This is a genomic window from Cellulosimicrobium sp. Marseille-Q8652 (genome assembly GCF_965112045.1).
Window position 1 is genome coordinate 417738 of sequence record NZ_CBCOPS010000001.1, and the last position, 17878, is coordinate 435615.

At 68.4% G+C, this 17878-nt stretch carries 14 protein-coding genes; all 14 read right to left on the minus strand.

Translation table 11 applies throughout. The features are described 5' to 3' along the window. Nucleotides 1-12 precede the first annotated feature (12 nt). Complete coding sequence (gene rpsS, locus ACWPWV_RS01890) at nt 13-294, minus strand: 30S ribosomal protein S19 (RefSeq protein ID WP_012867940.1); 282 nt, start codon at nt 292-294, stop codon at nt 13-15. Nucleotides 295-309: 15 nt separating this feature from the next. Then, nucleotides 310-1146 (minus strand): 50S ribosomal protein L2, encoded by an 837-nt coding sequence (rplB, locus tag ACWPWV_RS01895; RefSeq protein ID WP_191612722.1) that lies wholly within the window; start codon nt 1144-1146, stop codon nt 310-312. 31 nt (nt 1147-1177) lie between these two features. Continuing rightward, nucleotides 1178-1468 carry a 50S ribosomal protein L23 gene (gene rplW / locus ACWPWV_RS01900; protein ID WP_454041288.1) on the minus strand — a complete coding sequence of 97 codons (291 nt, stop codon included), beginning with the start codon at nt 1466-1468 and terminating at the stop codon, nt 1178-1180. Further along, complete coding sequence (gene rplD / locus ACWPWV_RS01905; RefSeq protein WP_454041289.1) at nt 1465-2178, minus strand: 50S ribosomal protein L4; 714 nt, start codon at nt 2176-2178, stop codon at nt 1465-1467. Before rplD ends, rplW begins: the two co-directional genes overlap by 4 nt. A gap of 7 nt (nt 2179-2185) precedes the next feature. Further along, nucleotides 2186-2848 carry a 50S ribosomal protein L3 gene (gene rplC / locus ACWPWV_RS01910; RefSeq protein ID WP_454041290.1) on the minus strand — a complete coding sequence of 221 codons (663 nt, stop codon included), beginning with the start codon at nt 2846-2848 and terminating at the stop codon, nt 2186-2188. A gap of 14 nt (nt 2849-2862) precedes the next feature. Next, nucleotides 2863-3171, minus strand: coding sequence for a 30S ribosomal protein S10 (gene rpsJ, locus ACWPWV_RS01915; protein WP_012867945.1), 309 nt, complete (start codon nt 3169-3171; stop codon nt 2863-2865). Between the two features lie 537 nt (nt 3172-3708). Continuing rightward, entirely contained in the window at nt 3709-4905 is a 1197-nt protein-coding gene (tuf, locus tag ACWPWV_RS01920) for an elongation factor Tu (RefSeq protein ID WP_454041291.1), read from the minus strand. Nucleotides 4906-5036: 131 nt separating this feature from the next. Next, a complete protein-coding gene (gene fusA, locus ACWPWV_RS01925) occupies nt 5037-7139 on the minus strand; it encodes an elongation factor G (protein ID WP_251153533.1) in 2103 nt (700 codons plus the stop codon). 117 nt (nt 7140-7256) lie between these two features. Continuing rightward, nucleotides 7257-7727: a 30S ribosomal protein S7 gene (gene rpsG / locus ACWPWV_RS01930; protein ID WP_251153532.1), complete on the minus strand. Its 471-nt coding sequence runs from the start codon at nt 7725-7727 to the stop codon at nt 7257-7259. Continuing rightward, nucleotides 7727-8101: a 30S ribosomal protein S12 gene (gene rpsL, locus ACWPWV_RS01935; protein ID WP_021479869.1), complete on the minus strand. Its 375-nt coding sequence runs from the start codon at nt 8099-8101 to the stop codon at nt 7727-7729. The genes rpsG and rpsL overlap by 1 nt, the downstream gene beginning before the upstream one ends. Before the next feature lie 453 nt (nt 8102-8554). After that, a complete protein-coding gene (locus ACWPWV_RS01940) occupies nt 8555-12436 on the minus strand; it encodes a DNA-directed RNA polymerase subunit beta' (protein WP_454041292.1) in 3882 nt (1293 codons plus the stop codon). Nucleotides 12437-12587: 151 nt separating this feature from the next. After that, nucleotides 12588-16112 (minus strand): DNA-directed RNA polymerase subunit beta, encoded by a 3525-nt coding sequence (rpoB, locus tag ACWPWV_RS01945; protein ID WP_454041293.1) that lies wholly within the window; start codon nt 16110-16112, stop codon nt 12588-12590. A 540-nt stretch (nt 16113-16652) separates the two neighbouring features. After that, nucleotides 16653-17042: a 50S ribosomal protein L7/L12 gene (gene rplL, locus ACWPWV_RS01950; RefSeq protein WP_454041294.1), complete on the minus strand. Its 390-nt coding sequence runs from the start codon at nt 17040-17042 to the stop codon at nt 16653-16655. 112 nt (nt 17043-17154) lie between these two features. Then, nucleotides 17155-17685 (minus strand): 50S ribosomal protein L10, encoded by a 531-nt coding sequence (gene rplJ, locus ACWPWV_RS01955; protein WP_454041295.1) that lies wholly within the window; start codon nt 17683-17685, stop codon nt 17155-17157. Nucleotides 17686-17878 lie beyond the last annotated feature (193 nt).

The window sequence follows — 17878 nt, forward strand, 5'->3', positions numbered from 1 at the left end:
GACCCTCGCGGGTCAGCGGCGACGACCCTTCTTGTCGTCCTTCACGTGGCCGCGGAAGGTCCGCGTGGGAGCGAACTCGCCGAGCTTGTGGCCGACCATCGACTCGGTGACGAACACCGGCGTGTGCTTGCGACCGTCGTGCACGGCGAAGGTGTGACCGAGGAAGTCGGGCGTGATGACCGACCGGCGGGACCAGGTCTTGATGACGTTCTTGGTCCCCTTCTCGTTCTGCACGTCCACCTTCTTCTGGAGGTGGCCGTCGACGAAGGGGCCCTTCTTCAGGCTACGAGGCATGTTTCCAGGCTCCTATCAGCGCTTCTTGCCGGTACGTCGACGACGCACGATCAGCTTGTCGCTCGGCTTGTTCGGGCGGCGGGTACGACCCTCCGGCTGGCCCCAGGGGCTCACCGGGTGACGTCCACCGGAGGTCTTGCCCTCACCACCACCGTGCGGGTGGTCGATCGGGTTCATCGCGACACCGCGGACGGTCGGGCGCTTGCCCTTCCAGCGCATGCGGCCGGCCTTGCCCCAGTTGATGTTCGACTGCTCGGCGTTGCCCACCTCGCCGACCGTCGCGCGGCAGCGCAGGTCGACGTTGCGGATCTCGCCGGAGGGCATGCGCAGCTGCGCGTACGGGCCGTCCTTGGCGACGAGCTGGACCGACGCGCCGGCCGAACGGGCGATCTTCGCGCCGCCACCGGGCTTGAGCTCGATGGCGTGGATGACCGTACCGGTCGGGATGTTGCGCAGCGGCAGGTTGTTGCCGGGCTTGATGTCCGCCCCGGCGCCGTTCTCGATGACGTCGCCCTGCTTGAGCTTGCTCGGCGCGATGATGTAGCGCTTCTCGCCGTCCGCGTAGTGCAGGAGCGCGATGCGCGCCGTGCGGTTGGGGTCGTACTCGATGTGGGCGACCTTCGCGGGCACGCCGTCCTTGTCGTGACGACGGAAGTCGATCACGCGGTACGCGCGCTTGTGGCCACCACCCTTGTGACGGGTGGTGATGCGGCCGGAGCTGTTGCGACCGCCGCTCTTGGAGAGCGGGCGGACCAGAGACTTCTCCGGCTGCGAGCGCGTGATCTCGGCGAAGTCGGCGACGCTCGAGCCGCGGCGGCCGGGCGTCGTCGGCTTGTACTTACGGATTCCCATGGGGATCTGTCCTCAATCTGCTCTCGTCGGCTCAGCCGAAGATGTCGATCGTGCCCTCGCGGAGGGTGACGATCGCACGCTTGGTGTCCTTGCGCTTGCCCAGGCCGAAACGCGTGCGACGCGTCTTGCCCTTGCGGTTGATCGTGTTCACCGACGCAACCCTGACGGAGAAGATCTGCTCGATGGCGATCTTGATCTCGGTCTTGTTGGCCCGCGGGTCCACGACGAACGTGTACTTGCCCTCGTCGAGGAGGCCGTAGCTCTTCTCGGAGACGACGGGCGAGAGGATCACGTCGCGGGGGTCCTTGGTCACGGTGGTCACTTCGCAGCCTCCTCGGCAGCAGTCTCGTCCGCCTCGGTGGAGGTGGCGACGGCCTTCGCGGAGCGACCCGTGGACGGGCCGGCCAGGAACGCGTCGAGCGCGCCCTGCGTGAAGACGACGTCGTCGGAGACGAGCACGTCGTAGGTGTTGAGCTGGTCGGCCACCAGGAGGTGGACCTGCTCGACGTTCCGCAGCGACTTGACCGTCAGCTCGTCACCACGCTCGGTGACGACGAGGACGTGCTTGCGCTCGGAGAGCTTCGCGAGCGTCGCGAGGGCGGTCTTCGTCGACGGGGCTCCGTCGACGCCGAAGCCCGTCACGACGTGGACGCGGCCGTTGCGGGCCCGGTCCGAGAGGGCCCCGCGCAGGGCGGCGGCCTTCATCTTCTTCGGGGTGCGCTGGTCGTACGAGCGAGGCGTCGGTCCGTGGACCGTGCCACCGCCCGCGAACTGCGGCGCACGGGTCGAGCCCTGGCGGGCGCGGCCGGTGCCCTTCTGCTTGTACGGCTTGCGACCACCACCACGGACCTCGCCGCGGTTCTTGGTGTCGTGGGTGCCCTGGCGCGCGGCAGCACGCTGGGCGACGACGACCTGGTGGATCAGCGGGACGTTCGTCACGACGTCGAACACCTCGGCGGGGAGCTCGGCGGTCCCGGCCTTCTTGCCGCTCGCGTCGAGGACCTCAACGGTCAGCGCGTTCTGCGTTGCCATCGGTAGTTCACGCTCCCTTCGCGGCGCTACGGACGAGGACGACGCCGCCCTTGGGGCCGGGAACCGCGCCCTTGACGAGCAGCAGACCCTTCTCGGCGTCGACCGCGTGCACGGTCAGGTTCTGGGTGGTCTGGCGGTCGTGGCCCATACGACCGGCCATCCGCAGGCCCTTGAAGACGCGCGACGGGGTCGAGGCCCCACCGATCGAACCGGCCTTACGGTGGTTGCGGTGCGCACCGTGGGAGGCACCGACGCCGGAGAAGCCGTGACGCTTCATGACACCGGCGGTGCCCTTGCCCTTGGTCGTGCCGACGACGTCGACCACGGCACCGGCCGCGAAGGCCTCGGCGGTGATCTCCTGGCCGAGCGTGTACTCGGCCGCGTCGGAGGTGCGGATCTCGGCGACGTGACGGCGCGGCGTGACGCCGGCCTTCTCGAAGTGGCCCTTGAGGGGCTTCGTCACCTTGCGGGGGTCGATCTGGCCGTAGGCCAGCTGCACGGCGGCATATCCGTCGGCGTCAGCGGTGCGGACCTGCGTGACGACGTTCGTGCCGACCGCGACGACAGTCACCGGGACGAGGCGACCGGCCTCGTCCCAGAGCTGGGTCATCCCGAGCTTGGTCCCGAGCACGGCCGTGACCGGTCGGGTGTTCTGCTGGGGGGTAGTCATGATGTCCTCCAGCCTCAGAGCTTGATCTCGATGTTCACGTCGGCAGGCAGGTCGAGACGCATGAGCGAGTCGACGGCCTTCGGCGTGGGGTCGATGATGTCGATCAGCCGCTTGTGCGTGCGCATCTCGAAGTGCTCGCGGCTGTCCTTGTACTTGTGAGGCGACCGGATGACGCAGAAGACGTTCTTCTCCGTCGGCAGCGGCACCGGACCCACGACCGTTGCACCAGCGCGCGTCACCGTGTCGACGATCTTGCGCGCCGAGCTGTCGATGACCTCGTGGTCGTAGGACTTGAGCCGGATGCGGATCTTCTGTCCCGCCATGGCGTCGTCTGACTCTCTCTCTCGAACCGCTAGCTGTCCGACCCCCGCGCTCGGGCGTGTCGCATGTTCACGACGCACCTGGGCGCACGCGCCGGGAAGGCGCAGGGCCGTTGGATATGTGAGCCCACCGCGCACCGTGCTCACGCACGACGCCGCAGCATCGGACCACAACGTTTGTCGAGCCTGGTCGGAACGTGTGTTCCGCGGGGTGCTCGATCCATGTCGACAGAGAGCTCAACCCGCAGATCCGGGTGATTCCACCCGGGATCCGTCCTCGCTGTGCGAGGACCGGTTCAACACACTGTTCGACACGTGAAAGAGCGCGCCCGTTGCAGGCAACCTGAACAGTTTGCCACACGAACCCGCCTGCGTCCAAGTCGGGTCGCAGCCGGCCCGTGTGACCTCGCCCTCTCCCCCCGCCGGCAGACACCTGCGGGGCGCTCCTGCGGCGCCCTCAGGCCCGCAGGAACGGCACGAGGGCCCGGCTCCTCGCGGAGCCGGGCCCTCGTGGCGATGCCGCCGAGAGGCAGCGTCAGATCACTTGATGATCTTGGTGACGCGGCCGGAGCCCACGGTGCGGCCACCCTCACGGATGGCGAAGCCGAGGCCCTCCTCCATGGCGATCGGCTGGATCAGCGCGACCGTCATCTCGGTGTTGTCGCCGGGCATGACCATCTCGGTGCCCTCGGGCAGCGTGATGACGCCGGTGACGTCCGTCGTGCGGAAGTAGAACTGCGGACGGTAGTTCGAGTAGAACGGGTTGTGACGCCCACCCTCGTCCTTGCCCAGGATGTAGACCTGCGCCTCGAAGTCCGTGTGCGGCGTGATGGAGCCCGGCTTCACGACGACCTGGCCGCGCTCGACGTCCTCACGCTTGATGCCGCGCAGGAGCAGACCGGTGTTGTCGCCGGCCTGGGCCTGGTCCATCTGCTTGTGGAACGTCTCGATGCCCGTGACCGTGGTCTTCTGCGGGGAGCGGATGCCGACGATCTCGACGTCCGAGTTCACGTCGAGCGTGCCGCGCTCCACCTTGCCGGTGACGACGGTGCCACGACCGGTGATCGTGAAGACGTCCTCGACGGGCATGAGGAACGGCTTGTCGAGCTCGCGGACGGGCTCGGGCACGTTCTCGTCGACGGCCTCCATGAGCTCGACGATCTTCGCGGTCCACTCGGCGTCGCCCTCGAGGGCCTTGAGGCCGGAGACGCGCACGACGGGAGCGTCGTCGCCGTCGTAGCCCTGACCGGAGAGGAGCTCACGCACCTCCATCTCGACGAGCTCGAGGATCTCCTCGTCGTCGACCATGTCGGACTTGTTGAGCGCCACGAGCAGGTAGGGCACACCGACCTGGCGGGCGAGCAGGACGTGCTCGCGCGTCTGGGCCATCGGGCCGTCGGTCGCGGCGACGACCAGGATCGCGCCGTCCATCTGGGCAGCACCGGTGATCATGTTCTTGATGTAGTCGGCGTGACCCGGGGCGTCGACGTGCGCGTAGTGGCGCTTCGGCGTCTCGTACTCGATGTGCGCGATGTTGATCGTGATACCGCGCTGCTTCTCCTCGGGAGCTGCGTCGATCTCGTCGAAGTTGCGCTGGACGTTCGCCGGCAGGTCCGGGTACGTGTCCGCGAGCGTCTTCGAGATCGCCGCCGTCAGCGTCGTCTTACCGTGGTCGACATGACCGATGGTGCCGATGTTGACGTGCGGCTTGGTCCGCTCGAACTTGGCCTTAGCCACTGGGGTCCTCCTGGGACTTGGGTAGATGTGCCGAACGTTTGCGAATGTCGACCGAAGGATCCTACATCCGCGGGGCGTTGCGGTTGCCTACAGGTTGATGGTTGTGCGGAACTGCTACGACCTGTGGGGTCTCACTCGCCCCGGGTCTTCTTGATGATCTCTTCGGCAACGTTCCGAGGAACCTCGGCGTAGTTGTCGAACTGCATCGAGTACACGGCGCGGCCCTGGGTCTTCGACCGGAGGTCACCGATGTACCCGAACATCTCTGACAACGGTACGTGGGCCCGGACGACCTTCACACCCGTCGCGTCCTCCATGGACTGGATCATTCCACGACGTGAGTTCAGGTCGCCGATGACGTCGCCCATGTACTCCTCGGGCGTACGCACCTCGACCGCCATCACCGGCTCCAGCAGAACCGGGTCCGCCCGCTTGACGCCCTCCTTGAGGACCATCGAGCCGGCGATCTTGAACGCCATCTCGGACGAGTCGACGTCGTGGTAGGCGCCGTCGATCAGCGTGGCCTTGACGCCCACCAGCGGGAAGCCGGCGAGGACGCCGTGCTGCATCGCGGACTGGATGCCCTGGTCGACGCTGGGGATGTACTCGCGCGGGATGCGACCACCGGTGACGGCGTTGTCGAACTCGTAGAGCTCGCCCTCGGACGTGTCGAGCGGCGAGAAGGTGACCTGGACCTTCGCGAACTGCCCGGAACCACCGGTCTGCTTCTTGTGCGTGTAGTCGATCTTCTCCGCCGTGCGGCGGATCGTCTCGCGGTACGCGACCTGCGGCTTGCCGACGTTCGCCTCGACCTTGAACTCGCGACGCATGCGGTCGACGAGGATGTCGAGGTGGAGCTCGCCCATGCCGCCGATGACGGTCTGGCCGGTCTCGTCGTCCAGCTTCACGCGGAACGTCGGGTCCTCCTCGGCGAGCTTCTGGATCGCCGTCGAGAGCTTCTCCTGGTCGGCCTTCGTCTTCGGCTCGATCGCCACGTCGATGACCGGCTCGGGGAACGTCATCGACTCGAGGATGACGGGGTTCGCCGGGTCGGTCAGCGTGTCGCCCGTCGTGACGTCCTTGAGGCCGATGAACGCGTAGATGTGACCCGCCGTCGCGTCCTCGACCGGGTTCTCCTTGTTGGAGTGCATCTGGAAGAGCTTCCCGATGCGCTCCTTCTTGCCCTTGGTCGAGTTGAGCACCTGGGCGCCCTGCGCGACCTTGCCCGAGTACACCCGGACGTAGGTGAGCTTGCCGAAGAACGGGTGCGTCGCGACCTTGAACGCGAGCGCGGAGAACGGCTCGGTGGCGTCGGGGTGACGCTCGACGACCTTCTCCTCGTCCTTGACGTCGTGGCCCTCGATCGCGGGGACGTCGAGCGGCGACGGCAGGTAGTCGATGACCGCGTCGAGCATGGGCTGGACGCCCTTGTTCTTGAACGCGGAGCCGCACAGGACCGGGAAGGCCTCGCCGGCGATGACGAGCTTGCGGATGCCGGACTTGATCTCGGCGATCGACAGCTCCTCGCCCCCGAGGAACTTCTCGAGCAGCTCGTCGTCCGCCTCGGCGACGGCCTCGACGAGCTCCGCGCGGTACTGCTCGGCCTTCTCCTGGAGGTCCGCGGGGATCTCCTCGGTGTCGTAGGCCTCGCCGAGCTTCGTCTCGCCGTGCCAGACGAGCGCCTTCATCTCGAGCAGGTCGACGACGCCCGTGAAGTCGTTCTCGGAGCCGATCGGCAGCTGGATGACCAGCGGCTTCGCCTTGAGGCGGTTCACGATGGTGTCGACCGTGAAGTAGAAGTCCGCGCCGAGCTTGTCCATCTTGTTGACGAAGCAGATGCGCGGGACGTTGTACTTGTCGGCCTGGCGCCACACCGTCTCCGACTGCGGCTCGACACCCTCCTTGCCGTCGAAGACGGCGACGGCGCCGTCGAGCACGCGCAGGGAGCGCTCGACCTCGACCGTGAAGTCGACGTGACCCGGCGTGTCGATGATGTTGATCTGGTTGTTCTTCCAGTAGCAGGTCGTCGCGGCCGACGTGATCGTGATGCCGCGCTCCTGCTCCTGCTCCATCCAGTCCATCGTCGACGCGCCGTCGTGCGTCTCACCGATCTTGTAGTTCACACCCGTGTAGAACAGGATGCGCTCGGTGGTCGTGGTCTTCCCGGCATCGATGTGGGCCATGATGCCGATGTTGCGGACCTTGTTCAGGTCGGTCAGCACGTCAAGTGCCACGGTCTGTTTCCCTCGCTAGGTGGGTTGAGTCGGGGGCGCTGCTCGGACCGGGGTGGCCGGCCGGGGAGACCCGCCGACGGCCCCGGGGACAGGAGTCCTCGGGGCCGGTCGGGCGGACTACCAGCGGTAGTGTGCGAAGGCCTTGTTGGACTCCGCCATCTTGTGCATGTCCTCGCGACGCTTGACCGCGGCACCGAGGCCGTTGCTCGCGTCGAGGATCTCGTTCATGAGGCGCTCGGTCATGGTCTTCTCGCGACGGGCGCGCGAGTAGTCCGTGAGCCAGCGCAGCGCGAGGGTCGTGGAGCGCGTGGGACGCACCTCGACGGGGACCTGGTAGGTCGCGCCGCCGACGCGGCGCGAGCGGACCTCGAGCGCGGGGCGCACGTTCTCGAGCGCGCGCTTGAGGACGACGACCGGGTCGCCGTCGGTCTTCGCCCGGACGCCCTCGAGGGCGCCGTAGACGATCGACTCGGCGGTGGACTTCTTGCCGTCGAGCAGCACCTTGTTGATGAGCTGCGTGACGACGGGCGACCCGTAGACGGGGTCGACGATGAGCGGCCGCTTCGGGGCCGGGCCCTTGCGAGGCATCAGCTCTTCTCCTTCTTGGCGCCGTAGCGGCTGCGGGCCTGCTTGCGGTTCTTCACGCCCTGCGTGTCGAGCGCGCCGCGCACGATCTTGTAGCGCACACCCGGGAGGTCCTTCACACGACCACCGCGGACGAGCACGATGGAGTGCTCCTGCAGGTTGTGGCCGACGCCGGGGATGTAGGCCGTGACCTCGACCTGGGAGGAGAGCTTCACGCGAGCGACCTTGCGCAGCGCGGAGTTCGGCTTCTTCGGGGTGGTGGTGTACACGCGCGTGCACACACCGCGCCGCTGCGGGGAACCCTTGAGGGCGGGAGTCTTGGACTTCCCCACCTTCGAGGTCCGCCCCTTGCGGACGAGCTGCTGGATCGTAGGCACTACGTCTCCGTGTCTTCTCGAGCTGTACCGGGGCTATCCCCGGTGGTGGTCGTGCTGGCTGGTGGAGCCGATCGCACGAGGCACCCGCAGCGCTCGACACGCTGCAGCAGCCACCTACCACCGGCCCGATGGTCCGTCACCCGTCCTGGGCGCGAGGCGCGGTCAGGAGCGGGTCCGGAATGCTCGCGCACTCACATCGGCCCGTCCGCGCGTCACCGGGGCGGAGCTCGTGCGCGTCGCGCACGAGGGTGAGCCAGGGACATCACGGAGGGCCCGACGGCGCGGGCACGGTTTACCAGGTTACCTGGCGCTCGGTGGGTAGTCAAAGGCGCTGGTGGACGCGCCGGCAGGGTCGGCACCACCAGGGGGAGGAACGCGGACGGGTGCCCGACGACGCAGGCCGGGCCTGCGTCGTCGGGCACCCGTCAGGTGCGCACCGGAGGTGCGGGGACGTCAGCGGTAGTCGCCGAAGTCCAGGTCCTCCAGCGGGATCGCCTCGCCGGAGCCCATGCCGAGCGCCGGGAAGTCGATCTCGTCGTAGCCGAAGCTCGGGTAGAGCTCCGTCTTCGCCTGCTCGGTCGGCTCGACCGTGACCTTGGTGTACCGGGGAAGACCGGTACCGGCCGGGATGAGCTTACCGATGATGACGTTCTCCTTGAGGCCGAGCAGCGGGTCGCGACGACCGCTCATCGACGCCTCGGTGAGCACCCGGGTCGTCTCCTGGAAGGAGGCGGCCGAGAGCCACGAGTCGGTCGCGAGCGACGCCTTCGTGATGCCCATGAGCTCGGGACGGCCGGAGGCCGGCTGGCCACCCTCCGCCACGGTGCGACGGTTCGCGTCCTCGAACCGGCCGCGCTCGGCCAGCTCGCCCGGGAGCAGCGGGGCGTCGCCCGAGTCCAGGACGGTGATCCGGCGCAGCATCTGCCGCACGATGACCTCGATGTGCTTGTCGTGGATGTCCACGCCCTGGGAGCGGTAGACCTCCTGGACCTCGTCCACCAGGTGCTTCTGCGTGGCCCGCGGGCCGAGGATGCGCAGGACCTTCTTCGGGTCCACCGCACCCTGCACGAGCTGCGTGCCGACGCCGACGTGGTCGCCGTCCTGCACGAGCAGACGCGCACGCTTGGTCACCGGGTACGCGATCTCCTCCGAGCCGTCGTCCGGCGTCAGCACGAGGCGACGCGAACGCTCGGAGTCGTCGATCGTGATGCGGCCCGGGAACTCCGCGATGGGCGCCTCACCCTTGGGGGTGCGGGCCTCGAAGAGCTCCGTGACACGCGGGAGACCCTGCGTGATGTCGTCGGCCGACGCCACACCACCGGTGTGGAAGGTACGCATCGTCAGCTGCGTGCCCGGCTCACCGATCGACTGGGCCGCGATGATGCCCACGGCCTCGCCGATGTCGACGAGCTTGCCCGTCGCGAGCGACCGGCCGTAGCACTTCGCGCACGTGCCGACGCGCGACTCGCACGTGAGGACCGAGCGGACCTTCGCCTCGCGCACGCCCGCCGCCACGGCGGCGTCGATGAGGACGTCGCCCGCGTCGTCGCCGGCCTTGCCGATGACGTTGCCGTCGGCGTCGACCAGGTCGGACGCGAGGGTGCGGGAGTACACGCTCGTCTCCACCTTGGGGTGGCGGACGAGGATGCCCGCCAGCTCCTCGGCGATCGGCATCGTCAGGCCGCGCTCCGTGCCGCAGTCCTCCTCGCGGACGATGACGTCCTGCGAGACGTCCACGAGACGACGCGTGAGGTAGCCCGAGTCGGCGGTCCGCAGCGCGGTGTCCGCCAGACCCTTGCGGGCACCGTGCGTGGCGATGAAGTACTCGAGGACGGACAGGCCCTCGCGGTAGTTGGACTTGATCGGGCGCGGGATGATCTCGCCCTTCGGGTTCGCCACGAGACCGCGCATGCCGGCGATCTGACGGACCTGCATCCAGTTACCACGGGCACCGGAGCCGACCATGCGGTAGACCGTGTTGCGGTCGTTCGCCTCGAGGTTCTCGCGCATGACCGACGCGACCTTGTCCGTCGCCTGGGTCCAGATCTCGATGAGCTCCTGACGGCGCTCGTCGTCCGTGATGAGACCACGGTCGTACTGCTGCTGGACCTTGAGCGCGCGCTCCTCGTGCTGCTCGAGGATCTCGGCCTTCTCCGTCGGGGTGGCGACGTCGGAGATCGCGATCGTGACGCCCGAACGGGTCGCCCAGCGGAAGCCGGCGGCCTTGAGGGCGTCGAGCGAGGCGGCGACCTCGACCTTCGGGTACCGCTCGGCGAGCTCGTTGACGATCGCCGAGAGGCGCTTCTTGTCGACCACCGAGTTCACGTACGGGTAGTCGACCGGCAGCGTCTCGTTGAACAGCGCACGACCGAGCGTGGTGTCGAACAGGATCGGCTGACCGGGCTCCCAGCCCTCGGGCGCCTCGAAGCCGGAGACCGGCGGGACGAGGTCCGTGGTGCGGATCTTCACCGGGGCGTTGAGGTCGAGCGAGCCCTGGTCGAAGGCCATGATGGCCTCGGCGACGGACGCGAACGCGCGCCCCTCCCCCTCGGCGCCGGCCTTGTCGCTCGTCAGGTGGTACAGGCCGATGATCATGTCCTGCGAGGGCATGGTCACCGGACGGCCGTCCGACGGCTTGAGGATGTTGTTGCTCGAGAGCATGAGGATGCGGGCCTCGGCCTGCGCCTCCGCGCTCAGGGGCAGGTGGACGGCCATCTGGTCACCGTCGAAGTCCGCGTTGAACGCGGCGCACACGAGCGGGTGCAGGTGGATCGCCTTGCCCTCGACGAGCTGGGGCTCGAACGCCTGGATGCCCAGGCGGTGCAGCGTCGGCGCACGGTTCAGCAGGACCGGGTGCTCCGTGATGACCTCTTCGAGGACGTCCCACACGACCGGGCGCGCGCGCTCGACCATGCGCTTCGCGCTCTTGATGTTCTGCGCGTGGTTGAGGTCCACGAGACGCTTCATGACGAACGGCTTGAACAGCTCGAGCGCCATCTGCTTGGGCAGGCCGCACTGGTGGAGCTTGAGCTGCGGGCCGACGACGATGACCGAACGGCCCGAGTAGTCGACGCGCTTGCCGAGCAGGTTCTGGCGGAAACGACCCTGCTTGCCCTTGAGCATGTCGGAGATCGACTTCAGCGGACGGTTGCCGGGGCCCGTGACCGGGCGACCGCGGCGGCCGTTGTCAAAGAGCGAATCGACAGCTTCCTGCAACATCCGCTTCTCGTTGTTGACGATGATCTCCGGCGCACCGAGGTCGAGCAGGCGCTTGAGCCGGTTGTTCCGGTTGATCACGCGGCGGTACAGGTCGTTGAGGTCGCTCGTCGCGAAGCGGCCACCGTCGAGCTGCACCATCGGGCGCAGGTCCGGGGGGATGACCGGGACGGCGTCGAGCACCATGCCCGTGGGCGAGTTCGTCGTCGTGAGGAACGCGTTGACGACCTTGAGGCGCTTGAGCGCGCGCGTCTTGCGCTGGCCCTTGCCGGAGCGGATGGTCTCGCGCAGCGAGTCCGCCTCGGCCTCCAGGTCGAAGTCCTGGAGACGCTTCTGGATCGCCGCGGCGCCCATCGAGCCCTCGAAGTACGTGCCGTAGCGGTCCTGGAGGGCGCGGTACAGCATCTCGTCGCCCTCGAGGTCGGCGACCTTGAGGTTCTTGAAGCGGTCCCAGACCTGGTCCAGGCGGTCGAGCTGGGCGTCCGCGCGCTTGCGGATCTGCGTCATCTCGCGCTCGGCCGAGTCGCGGACCTTGCGGCGCGCGTCGGCCTTGGCACCCTCGGCCTCGAGCTCGGCCAGGTCGGCCTCGAGCTTCGTGGCGCGAGCGTTGATGTCGTTGTCGCGGGCGTCCGCGATCTCCTTCTTCTCCAGGTCGATCTCGTTCTGGAGGTTCGGGAGGTCCTCCTGGCGACCCTCGTCGTCGACCGACGTGATCATGTACGCCGCGAAGTAGATGACCTTCTCCAGGTCCTTCGGGGCGAGGTCGAGCAGGTAGCCGAGGCGCGAGGGCACGCCCTTGAAGAACCAGATGTGCGTGACCGGAGCGGCGAGCTCGATGTGGCCCATGCGCTCACGGCGCACCTTCGAGCGCGTCACCTCGACGCCGCAGCGCTCGCAGATGATGCCCTTGAAGCGCACGCGCTTGTACTTGCCGCAGTAGCACTCCCAGTCCCGGGTGGGGCCGAAGATCTTCTCGCAGAAGAGTCCGTCCTTCTCGGGCTTGAGCGTGCGGTAGTTGATGGTCTCGGGCTTCTTGACCTCACCGTGCGACCACGCACGGATGTCGTCGGCCGTGGCCAGGCCGATGCGCAGCTCGTCGAAGACGTTGACGTCGAGCAAGGTGTCCTACTTCCTTCGTCTGCCGGGGCGAGGTCCCTCGGGGACCGTCACCGTCGGCTTCATCAAGACGGGGTGGAACGAATGGGGTGCGGGGAGGGGCGGGAGCGGGGCCCGGTCGTGGGACCGGGCCGTCGCCCCCGCCCGTCCGAGATCAGATCTCGTCGACGCTCGCGGCAGCGTTCGGACGCCGCGACAGGTCGATGCCGAGCTCCTCCGCCGCGCGGTACACGTCGTCGTCGGACTCCCGCATCTCGATCTGGACGCCGTCGCTCGAGAGCACCTCGACGTTCAGGCACAGCGACTGCATCTCCTTGAGGAGCACCTTGAAGGACTCCGGGATGCCCGAGTCGGGGATGTTCTCGCCCTTGACGATGGCCTCGTAGACCTTCACGCGGCCGGGGACGTCGTCGGACTTGATGGTGAGGAGCTCCTGCAGCGTGTAGGCCGCGCCGTACGCCTCGAGGGCCCACACCTCCATCTCGCCGAAGCGCTGACCGCCGAACTGCGCCTTACCACCCAGCGGCTGCTGCGTGATCATCGAGTACGGGCCCGTCGAGCGCGCGTGGATCTTGTCGTCGACCAGGTGGTGGAGCTTGAGGATGTACATGTAGCCCACCGACACCGGCTCCGGGAACGGCTCGCCGGAGCGGCCGTCGAAGAGACGGGCCTTGCCGTCGCCGCCGACCATGCGGTCGCCGTCGCGGTTCGGGATCGTCGACGAGAGCAGACCCGTGAGCGCGTCCTCCTGGAGGCCGTCGAACACCGGGGTGGCGACGGGCCGGCCGGGCTCGGACGACGCCGCGATGTCCGGGACGTGGGTCTTCCACTTCGAGCCGTCCTTGCTGACGGTGTCCTCGGCGAGGCTGATGTCCCAGCCCTGCTTCGCGATCCACCCGAGGTGCGTCTCGAGGACCTGGCCGACGTTCATGCGGCCGGGGACACCGAGCGGGTTGAGGACGACGTCGACCGGCGTCCCGTCCTCGAGGAACGGCATGTCCTCGACGGGCAGGATCTTGGAGATGACGCCCTTGTTGCCGTGACGGCCGGCGAGCTTGTCGCCGTCCGTGATCTTGCGGCGCTGCGCGATGTAGACGCGCACGAGCTGGTTCACGCCGGCGGGCAGCTCGTCGCCGTCCTCCCGGTTGAACTCGCGCACGCCGATGACCGTGCCGGACTCGCCGTGGGGCACCTTGAGCGACGTGTCGCGCACCTCGCGCGCCTTCTCGCCGAAGATCGCGCGGAGCAGGCGCTCCTCCGGGGTCAGCTCGGTCTCGCCCTTCGGCGTGACCTTGCCGACCAGGACGTCGCCCGCGCCGACCTCGGCACCGATGCGGATGATGCCGCGCTCGTCGAGGTCCGCCAGGACGTCCTCGGAGACGTTCGGGATGTCCCGCGTGATCTCCTCGGGGCCGAGCTTGGTGTCGCGCGCGTCGACCTCGTGCTCCTCGATGTGGATCGAGGAGAGCACGTCGTCCTGCACGAGACGCTGGCTGAGGATGATCGCGTCCTCGTAGTTGTGGCCCTCCCACGACATGAACGCCACGAGGAGGTTGCGGCCGAGCGCGAGCTCGCCCTCGTCCGTCGCCGGGCCGTCCGCGAGGACGGAGCCGACCTCGACGCGCTGGCCCTCGTCCACGAGCACGCGCTGGTTGTAGCTCGTGCCCTGGTTCGAGCGGCGGAACTTCGCGGCGCGGTAGCTCGTGGTGGTCGCGTCGTCGTTCGCGACGACGATGAGGTCCGCGGAGACCTCGGTGACCACGCCGGGCTTGGTCGCGACGATGACGTCACCGGCGTCGACCGCGGCGCGCCACTCCATGCCGGTGCCCACGAGCGGGGCCTCGGAACGGACCAGCGGCACGGCCTGGCGCTGCATGTTCGCACCCATGAGGGCGCGGTTGGCGTCGTCGTGCTCGAGGAACGGGATGAGCGCGGTCGCGACCGACACCATCTGGCGCGGCGAGACGTCCATGTAGTCGACCTGCGCGCCGGGGACGATCTCGACCTCGCCGCCCTTCGTGCGCACGAGCACGCGCTCGTCCGCGAAGGAGCCGTCGGCGTTGAGCACCTGGTTCGCCTGGGCGATGACGTGGCGGTCCTCGTCGTCGGCGGTCAGGTACTCGACCTGGTCGGTGACCTTGCCGTTGGTGACCTTGCGGTACGGCGTCTCGATGAACCCGAACGGGTTGATGCGCCCGTAGGACGCGAGCGAGCCGATGAGGCCGATGTTCGGGCCCTCAGGGGTCTCGATCGGGCACATGCGGCCGTAGTGCGACGGGTGGACGTCACGGACCTCCATGCCGGCGCGGTCGCGGGACAGACCGCCCGGGCCGAGCGCGGAGAGGCGACGCTTGTGCGTCAGGCCCGCGAGCGGGTTGTTCTGGTCCATGAACTGCGAGAGCTGCGACGTGCCGAAGAACTCGCGGATCGACGCCACGACCGGGCGGATGTTGATCAGGGTCTGGGGCGTGATCGCCTCGACGTCCTGCGTCGTCATGCGCTCGCGCACGACGCGCTCCATCCGCGACAGGCCCGTGCGGACCTGGTTCTGGATGAGCTCGCCGACGGCGCGGATACGACGGTTGCCGAAGTGGTCGATGTCGTCGGTCTCGACGCGCACGTCAACGGCCTCGCCGGCACGACGGCCGGGGATCGTCGCGTGGTCGGCGTGCAGGGCCGCGAGGTACTTGATCGTCGCGACGACGTCCGAGACGGACAGCGTCGAGTCGGTCAGCGGCGCGTCGATGCCGAGCTTCTTGTTCGCCTTGTAGCGGCCGACCTTCGCGAGGTCGTAGCGCTTCGGGTTGAAGTAGAAGTTCTCGAGCAGCGCGCGGCCGGCCTCGACCGTGGGCGGCTCGCCCGGGCGGATCTTGCGGTAGAGGTCGACGAGCGCCTCGTCCTGGGTGTGGACGTGGTCCTTCTCGAGCGTGTCGAGCACCGAGGGGAGGTCGGAGAACTCCTCGCGGATCTCGGACTCCGTGAGGCCGAGGGCCTTGAGGAGGACCGTGACGGACTGCTTGCGCTTGCGGTCGACGCGCACGCCGACGGCGTCGCGCTTGTCGATCTCGAACTCGAGCCAGGCGCCGCGCGACGGGATGATCTTCGCGGAGAAGATGTCCTTGTCGCTCGTCTTGTCGGCCGTGCGCTCGAAGTACACGCCGGGCGAGCGGACGAGCTGCGAGACGACGACGCGCTCGGTGCCGTTGATGATGAAGGTGCCGCGCGCGGTCATGAGCGGGAAGTCGCCCATGAAGACCGTCTGGCTCTTGATCTCACCGGTGTTGTAGTTGACGAACTCCGCGGTGACGAACAGCGGCGCGGCGTACGTGAAGTCCTTCTCCTTGCACTCGTCGGCCGTGTACTTCGGCGGCTCGAAGCGGTGGTTGGAGAACGAGAGGGACATCGAGGACCCGAAGTCCTCGATCGGCGAGATCTCCTCGAAGATCTCCTCGAGCCCGGACGTCGCCGGGACGTCCTGGCGTCCGGCCGCGTTCGCCGCGGCGACGCGGGCCTGCCACGCCTCGTTGCCGAGGAGCCAGTCGAAGCTCTCGGTCTGGAGGCCCAGCAGGTCGGGGACCTCGAGGGGCTCGAAGATCTTGGCGAAGGAGACGCGCCGAGAGGCGGTGCGGTTCGCGATGGCGTCGGCGGACGGAGCAGAAGGGGTGCGCGAGGCAGCCAAGAGGGGTCCTTCCCTGCAGATCGAAAGAACGCTGCACCGCCCGGCTGGTCGCGATCACCGCCGCCACGACTCCTCGCGGACGCGCACGTACGTCGTCGAGGGGGTCGGGGGTATCTGAGATCGTGGGCACAGGACAGCGCAAAGCGTTAGCATACCCCCTTGGCGCCCGCACGTCCACCCCGACCGCGCACCGACCTGCCGGGCTCCCCCCGGCGCCGTCCGGCACCTGCCCGGTACTCCTCCGGCGGGCGTCGTCGCCCGCCGCACGCTCTCCGGGCACGTGGTGCCCGGCCGCTCGTCGGCTCCGCTGCTGGTGCTGCCCTGCTGCTGTCCTGTGTGCTGTCCTGCTGCTGCTCTGCGTCGTCGACCCGCACATGGTGGCACACACCACGCCCATCCGTGAAGCCGGGCGGCTCCCGGCGCGGCGCGCCGGTGCGCACGCGAGCGCGTCGAGGGGAACGACGAGGCCCGCACCCCCTCGCAGGGGTGCGGGCCTCGTGCGGCGTGACGACCGGTCCCGTCAGGACGGGACCGGCGAGATCACTTGACGGAGACCGTGGCGCCGGCGCCCTCGAGGGCAGCCTTGGCCTTGTCGGCCGTCTCCTTGTTCGCGCCCTCCAGGACCGGCTTGGGGGCACCGTCCACGAGGTCCTTGGCCTCCTTGAGACCGAGGGACGTGAGCGCGCGCACCTCCTTGATGACCTGGATCTTCTTGTCGCCGGCGGCCTCGAGGATGACGTCGAACTCCGTCTTCTCCTCGGCCTCCTCGGCGGCGGCAGCGCCACCGGCGGCGGCCGGGGCGGCAGCGGCGACGGGGGCGGCCGCGGTGACCTCGAAGGTCTCCTCGAAGGCCTTCACGAACTCGTTGAGCTCGATGAGGGTGAGGTCCTTGAACTGCTCGATGAGCTCTTCGGTGCTGAGCTTCGCCATGATGGCGTTCCTTTCGGTTGGTGCTCGGCCACGGCCCGTGGCGGGCCTGCCAGAAGCGGGGTGTGTGCTTGCGCTGTCGTGATCGCGTGCCGGTCGGAGGACCGGCGCGGGATCAGGCGGCAGCGCCCTCCGATTCCTGCTTCTGACGCAGGGCATCGATGACGCGGGCTGCCTGGGCGGTGTTCGCGGTGAAGACGTACGCGGCCTGGAACAGCTTGGCCTTCATCGCGCCGGCCGCCTTGGCCAGCAGGACCTCGCGGGACTCGAGGTCCGCGAGCTTCGTGACCTCCGCTGCGGTCAGGGGGCGCCCGTCGAGGACACCGCCCTTGATGACCAGCGCGGGGTTCGCCTTGGCGAAGTCACGCAGACCCTTGGCTGCCTCGACCGGGTCCCCGGTGACGAAGGCAATGGCCGACGGGCCCTGCAGGTCGGCGTCGAGTCCCTCGACACCGGCCTCCTTGGCCGCGATGGCGGTCAGCGTGTTCTTCACCACGGCGTAGGTTGCGTTGCCGCTGAGCGACCGACGCAGCTGCTTGAGCTGCGCGACGGTGAGCCCGCGGTACTCGGTCAGCACGGCAGCGTTCGAGCCGCGGAACTTGTCCGAGAGCTCGACGACTGCGGCTGCCTTGTCCGGCCTCGCCATGGCAATCCTTCCGGTGGTGGTACCACCGGCGTGGGCCCCGGAACGAGAACGAGCCCCGCGCAGGCGCGGGGCTCGGTGTCGCTCGCACGGCGGGGCCGGGCGGACGTCGTCGATTCGCTACCTGCGCTGGCCTCCACCTCGTGGTGGGACTTCGGCCTTCACGGTCCACAGAGGAGTCTGCGGGCAGCGTCGG